Origin of the sequence: Wolbachia endosymbiont of Mansonella perstans (assembly GCF_020278605.1) — a bacterium.
Lineage (GTDB): Bacteria > Pseudomonadota > Alphaproteobacteria > Rickettsiales > Anaplasmataceae > Wolbachia.
In genome coordinates, this window is record NZ_JACZHU010000060.1 from 1 (window position 1) to 6,570 (window position 6,570).

The window sequence follows — 6,570 nt, forward strand, 5'->3', positions numbered from 1 at the left end:
CACATATTATCCTAACCAATTGCTCAAACTGACTAACATTACATGCATCCAAGCTCCAGTGGCAGGAATTGTGAGGTCTTGGAGCTAGTTCGTTAACTAGCAGCTCGTTATTTTTAGTAATGAAAAACTCAATAGCAAGGATTCCTATTACATCAAGCGCATCTGCTATTTTCTCTGAGGTTTTTTGTACCTCTTGAGCTAATTTACTATCTATTTTAGCTGGCACTGTTGAAGTGTCAAGTATTCCATCAACATGGTGGTTTTCTGCTATAGGAAAAAAAGTTATCTTACCGTTTTTATCTCTTGCAACAATTGTTGAAACCTCCTTCAATAAATCAACACCTGCTTCGAGGATATACTTTGTGTTCCAATCAAAGAAAACAAATTGTTTCGCTTCAGAATCATTCCCGATAACATATTGTCCTTTTCCATCGTAACCCATTTCTGTTGTTTTCAGCCTTATTGGGTAGCCAAAAGTCCTACTACTTTCTAATAGCTCATCATAATTTTGTATATTTTTATAACCAACGGTCTTTATACCCAAACCTCTAATAAAGTCTTTTTCTCTCAGCCTGTTCTGTGAAATATGTAATGCTTTTTTACCCGGGTAAAAATCTGCATGCTGTAATATAACATCAACTGCGTCACAAGGAATATTTTCAGATTCAATAGTAACTAAATCCACGCTCTGTGCAAAAGATACAAGTGCCTTCTTATCAGAAAAATCTGCTATTGTTACACTACCGGCAACAGAGCAAGCTGGATCATCCTTAGCATAGGCAAAAATATGTGTTTTTTGTCCAAGTTTTGTTGCAGCAATAGCAGTCATCCTACCTAATTGTCCACTACCTATTATCCCTATTACTCTTTCGCCTAGCATATCTGATCTGTCCATATTACCACTGCTAATTAGAATACGATAACATGCTTGAAGAATCCATGAAAATGTGTATAATTAGGTGTTGTTTTCTTAAATCATAATATGGCCCTAGAATACACACTTACTACTAACTCTGTTGAAGTTACAGTTTTGCCAGTTTACATCGAGGAGCAATCTATTCCTTATGAAAATTGTTATGTGTGGATATACAATGTTAAGATAAAAAATAAAAGCTCGTCAACTATTCAATTGCTGAGCCGCCATTGGCAGATAATAGATTACAAAGGGAAGGTAAATGAAATTGCAGGTGCTGGTGTTATTGGAGAGCAGCCTGTGATAAAACCTGGAGAAGTATTTAGGTATACGAGCGGGACATACTTAAACGCGCCATCGGGAATAATGCAAGGTAAATACGAATTTCTAAACGAAGAAAACACAAAAATCTTTGAGGTCATGATACCGCCTTTTTCTCTGGACAGTCCATACATAAACTCTAGACCGCACTAGATCTAGTGGACTCGTAAAAGTTCATTTTTTACTCCCATCGTCAAGTTTAAACAAGATCATTGTGGAGATTAAGCCGATAGTAACTATCATTAACGAAAATGGGGCAGCCTCTCTGTAACGCTCATCGCTTACAAGCTCATATATTCTAGTTGATATAGTTTCAAAATTAAATGGCCTTATAATAAGTGTTGCTGTGAGTTCCTTGATAGTATCCATAAACACGAGCAAAAACCCCGACAGTATACTTTTCCTGATGAGAGGAATATGAACATTCAGACACGTGGAAATAGGTCCATGGCCCATAGTATACGCGGTCCACTCAATTTCATTTGGTGTTTTTTTGAGCCCTGATTCTATTGCTTTAAAAGATATAGCAAAAAAACGAAATAAATAAGAGTAAATCAAAGCACCAACAGTTCCTATTAGGCTCACTTCTACTATATATTGAGTAACAAAAGAAGATATCTTGCTTAAAAATATTATTATACTAATTGCAATAATTGCATTTGGAATTGCGTAGCCTAAAGAAATAAGACGTGCTACACTACTGATTGCCCTATTTTTACGCGCCGCATACCCAATCATTATTGCAATGCTAATCGAAATTAGTGCGGTAACAAATGATAAACTAAAGCTATTTGCTATTATGCTATAGAATCTTCCCTCATATATGAAAAATCCCTTCTCTATACACCAATATGTTAGTGGAATAATTGGTAAAGCAAAACCTATTAATATTGGCAATACACACATGATATAAGCAAAGATCAATGGTGCAGTACCATTTATATTGCGTTTGCTGTGGTAATCTGAATTAGCATTGATTGCGGAATAGGAAATTCCCCTTTTTTGCAGGATTTTTTCAGTAGTTATTAGTGTTGCAATGAAGATCAATTCTGCAACTGCTAAAACAGTAGCTGAGTATTTATCATGCAGCAAAAACCAAGTGCGATATACTCCTGTTGTAAAAGTGTCAATTGCAAGAAACTGTGGTGTACCAAAATCCGTAATTACTTCCATTAGTACCAAGGATAATCCAGCTATAATTGATGGATGTATAGAGGGTATTATGACAGAAAATAAGCTATGCAGCGAGGAGAACCCAAGTGTCGATGCAATAGTAACTGAGTTGCTAACGTTCCTTAGACTTGAGCGAACTAATATGTAAACGTATGGATATAAACTGAACCCCATCACTAATATTCCACCGCCTAAAGATTTGATCTCAGGAAACCAATAATCGCCTTTGTTCCACTCTAAAATTTCTCTTAACAGACTCTGAATCGGACCTGAAAACTCTAGCGTGTTTACATAGACAAACGCTACTATATATCCAGGAATTGATAGCGGAAAAAATAAAGCAATCTCAAAAGCTCTACTCCCAGGAAATGAAAAAAATGTGGTGAGCCACGCTGGTATCACTCCAAATATAAAAGATATACTTCCAACTCCCACCATCAAAACTAACGTATTCAGTATATATTCAGGAAAAAGTGTACTGATTACCCACCCAGAATCCGCTGATTTTGTAAATAAGATCGATATTAACGATAATATAGGGCAAATAAATAATATACTTACTAGAGATAAGAATATATTTTTTAATATTCTTAAAAGCATTAAATTAAATCCACACTTAATATTAAAATGTTATATGCAAAAGCTGAAGATATCCAGAGCTGATCTATTGAATATCCTCATGATTTTATATATTATATTCTAAGTTGATAAGTTAATAGTCATGAGCTTTGTTATAGTAACTTTTTACCATTTTGTAGAACTCTCTAACTATTATGACATGAAAGATGAAATAAAAGCTGCATGCGATGACGTTGCACTGAAGGGTACTATACTCCTTGCAGAGGAGGGCATCAACGCAACCATATCTGGTGGAAGAAACGCAATTGATAAAATATTTGATTTTCTACGTTCTGATTGTAGGCTGGAAGATCTTATGTGGAAAGAAAGTGCAGCAGAATATCAACCATTTAGTAAGATGAAAGTGAGATTAAAAAGAGAAATTGTAAACCTCGGCGTAAGCAATCTTGATATTTCTCTTAGAGGTAAATGTGTTGATCCAGAGTATTGGGATGATTTTATCTCTCGACCTGACGTTTTAGTAATAGACACACGAAATGAGTACGAAGTAAAATTAGGCAAGTTTAAAAATGCAATTGACCCAAACACTCAGTGTTTTCGTGAATTTCCTCAGTGGGCAAAGTCATTTTCTGAAAATAAAGACCTGAAAGTGGCCATGTACTGTACTGGTGGAATAAGATGCGAAAAATCTACAGCATACATGCAAAGCCTTGGATTTAACGATGTGTACTATCTTAAAGGTGGTATTCTTTCTTATCTTGAAAACACTCATAATAAAAATGGTAATTGGGAAGGTGAATGTTTTGTTTTTGACGATAGAATTGCTGTTAATAACTCACTTGTTCCAAGCGATAAAATAAAATGCATATTTTGCTCGAATCAAGTTCCAACTGGTGAACTGAAATCAGTCTCACGTGGTCAGGTGGTTTGCTCTGATTGTAAAGCTTAGCAATTAAAAAACTGGATTTATCTACACATGTCTATTCAGCTAAGCGATTTGAAACTAATTCGTAACTTCCTCTTTGAGTTGAGCAATTTCAGCTTTAGGAAGACCAGTAGGTTCAGCTATCAAGTCAACAGACACGTAAGCTTTAAGTAGGTTTTTAGCCTCTTCAATTTTTCCTTCTTCCTACCTTTCTCTCTAGCATCATCAAGTTTTTTAGCAAGAACAGCCTTCTCATCTCGGATACGCTTTACCTCTTGCTCATATGCTATGAACTCCTTTTCTGACCAGTTGACCTATTTAGTTCTTCATATGCTCTCTTTATTATTAAATCACTTCCTATTATTTTTTCCAATTCCCTTTCTCTGGTTTTTCCAGCATACTTGAAGAAGCAGACCAATTTTTCGACTGTACTCTCCAATTGATCTTCCTTCGTCTTAGGAAATTTTGGCAGTTCAATAAATGCAAAATAAAAATCTTTTAAACCATGCTCATTGGTATCCTCATCCCGAATAGTGTGCTTTGATTTATACTCAGACTTATCAGGAAACAGGATACAATCTAGTTTTTCATAAAAGTGGTGCATTTTAACATAACTTTTATACTCACCTATTCGATAAAATTCCTAGATTCCAGCGTCAAGCGCTGGAATGATAGATCTATGGGTGTATCCAAGTAGCCCCTTTTTTTGTCATCCAAGTAGCTGACACTGGGATCTATAGTACTACTTTAGCAATAAATACTTAAGAAATTTGCCAAATAAAAAAGGCAAAAGAAGCCCCGTTAGCTGGTATTCACTATCTATCTTTTAAGTTGGCATTTTTTTACTGTCTTAGACGTTTTAATAAATGCATTTTGCTTGTATTAGGTAAAACCTTGAAAGTTTATAAAGGCATGAGGTACACGTAGTGCAAAAAATTGAACAACAGTACGCCAAGTATATTGAATTTTTTTGTTGTTTAATCTGTACAGACTGAGGCTAAATAATAGCTTCATTACTATGATAAAGGTAATGACAAAAGCTGTCAAGTGGTTTTTTGTTTCTATTAGAAACAGTTATTGTATGCCTAGCGCGCTACCAAAAGCTATTTTTTATGCAAGAAGTCTATCGGTGAGTTAACAAAAACTGCTTGTAACTAGTTGTTAATAATATATAATGTATTATTTCTAATAAAGTTTAAATTGAAGGGCACATTGCATGAATAATAGCGATCCAACAGCAAATCTACCACTTAGTATCAGAAAACTATCGTCAAACAAGTTCATAGAAGATATATATCAAAGCCAGTTTGGAGATCAAAGTAACATTTTATTTGAAGATTCTTTTATTAATAAAGTTAAGGAAGGAGATGTAGTAGAAGGTGTCATTACACGAATAAATCCTAATGACATCGTGGTCGACGTTGGCTTAAAGTCTGATGGGAGAATTCCAATCAAGGAGCTTGGTTGCAACGATGAGATTGTTGTTGGTTCTAAAATTAGAGTTTACGTAGAGAGAATTGAAGACTATCATGGTAATGTAGTTCTTAGCCGTGAAAAAGCAATTAGGGAAGAAAAATGGCATAAACTGGAAGAAGATACAGTTACAAAGGCTGAAGTCAGTGGAATTATCAAACGCTCAATTAAATGCGGCTTTATTGTTGATCTTGGCGATGGAATAAGTGCCTTTTTGCCGCTGAGTCATGTGGATCTGAAGAAAGTAAAAGATGCCAATCACCTTATTGAAACTGAGCAAAAGTTTATCGTGCTTAAAATGGATAAGAAACAGGGTAATATCGTAGTATCAAGGAAGTTAGTATTGGAAAAATTGCATGCTGGTGAAAAAAACAAGTTTTTAGAGTCTTTAAATGAGGGAGATATAATAGAAGGAAAAATAAAAAGCATTACTCATTATGGTGTATTCGTTGGCATCCATGAGTCAGATGCAGTAGGGGTTATAGATGGATTGCTGCATATTACAGATATCTCTTGGAGTAGGGTAAGTCACCCATCTGCAGTTTTCGTTTGTGGCCAGACTATAAAGGTCAAAATTATAAAAATAGATAAGGAAAATGCAAAAGTTTCCCTAGGTATAAAGCAGCTAGAAGATAACCCTTGGCAAGATGTAGAGTCAAAATATCCGATTGACAGCGTTCATAAAGGACATATAACAAGCATAGAAGATTATGGGTTATTTGTTGAACTTCAGCCTGGAATTGAAGGTTTGGTTCACTCATCAGAAATAACTTGGGTTAAGAGCAATCTACCAGTCAGTAGTCTTGTAACTAGGGGGCAAGAAGTGCCTGTTAAAATTCTCAGTATCGATACTACTAAAAACAGAATGAGTTTGAGTATGAAAAGGTGTGTAGATAACCCTTGGCAAGTATTTGTCAATAAATACCCCCCTGGCTCCATTGTCTCTGGTAAGGTTAAAAATAATGCCGGCTTATATATATCTGTTACTTTTGATGATTGTGAAATAGACGAAAATGTTGAAGGGACAATTTATGTACAAGATCTAAGTTGGTCTAAAAATGGTTCAGATGAGATAAAAAAGTATAATATAGGCGATGCGGTAGAGGCAAAAGTAATAAGGGCTAACGTGAATCGAACAAGAATTCACCTTGGCATAAAACAAATAGAGTATGATCCACTTATAGAA

The 6,570-nt window shown here is 35.2% G+C and carries 5 protein-coding genes and 1 pseudogene; 3 read left to right on the forward strand and 3 right to left on the reverse strand.

All coding sequences use genetic code 11. The features are described 5' to 3' along the window. A partial coding sequence (locus IHO13_RS03940; protein WP_225538373.1) for a 5-(carboxyamino)imidazole ribonucleotide synthase occupies positions 1–895 on the reverse strand: 895 nt, incomplete at its 3' end. Between the two features lie 87 nt (positions 896–982). Between IHO13_RS03940 and apaG the strand changes: the two genes are divergently transcribed. Further along, positions 983–1,387, forward strand: a complete 405-nt coding sequence (gene apaG, locus IHO13_RS03945; protein ID WP_225538374.1) for a Co2+/Mg2+ efflux protein ApaG — start codon at positions 983–985, stop codon at positions 1,385–1,387. Positions 1,388–1,408: 21 nt separating this feature from the next. On the opposite strand, the gene IHO13_RS03950 is transcribed toward apaG, so the two are convergent. Beyond that, complete coding sequence (locus IHO13_RS03950) at positions 1,409–3,007, reverse strand: ABC transporter permease (RefSeq protein WP_225538375.1); 1,599 nt, start codon at positions 3,005–3,007, stop codon at positions 1,409–1,411. 121 nt (positions 3,008–3,128) lie between these two features. On the opposite strand from IHO13_RS03950, the gene trhO reads away from it, so the two are divergent. Continuing rightward, on the forward strand, positions 3,129–3,935 hold the full coding sequence (gene trhO / locus IHO13_RS03955; protein WP_225538376.1) for an oxygen-dependent tRNA uridine(34) hydroxylase TrhO: 807 nt from the start codon (positions 3,129–3,131) through the stop codon (positions 3,933–3,935). Between the two features lie 54 nt (positions 3,936–3,989). On the opposite strand, the pseudogene IHO13_RS03960 reads toward trhO, so the two are convergent. After that, positions 3,990–4,491, reverse strand: a pseudogene (locus IHO13_RS03960) (Rpn family recombination-promoting nuclease/putative transposase); the annotation flags it as partial. A 636-nt stretch (positions 4,492–5,127) separates the two neighbouring features. On the opposite strand from IHO13_RS03960, the gene IHO13_RS03965 reads away from it, so the two are divergent. Continuing rightward, positions 5,128–6,570: 30S ribosomal protein S1 (locus IHO13_RS03965; protein ID WP_225538377.1), on the forward strand; the 1,443-nt coding region annotated here is incomplete at its 3' end.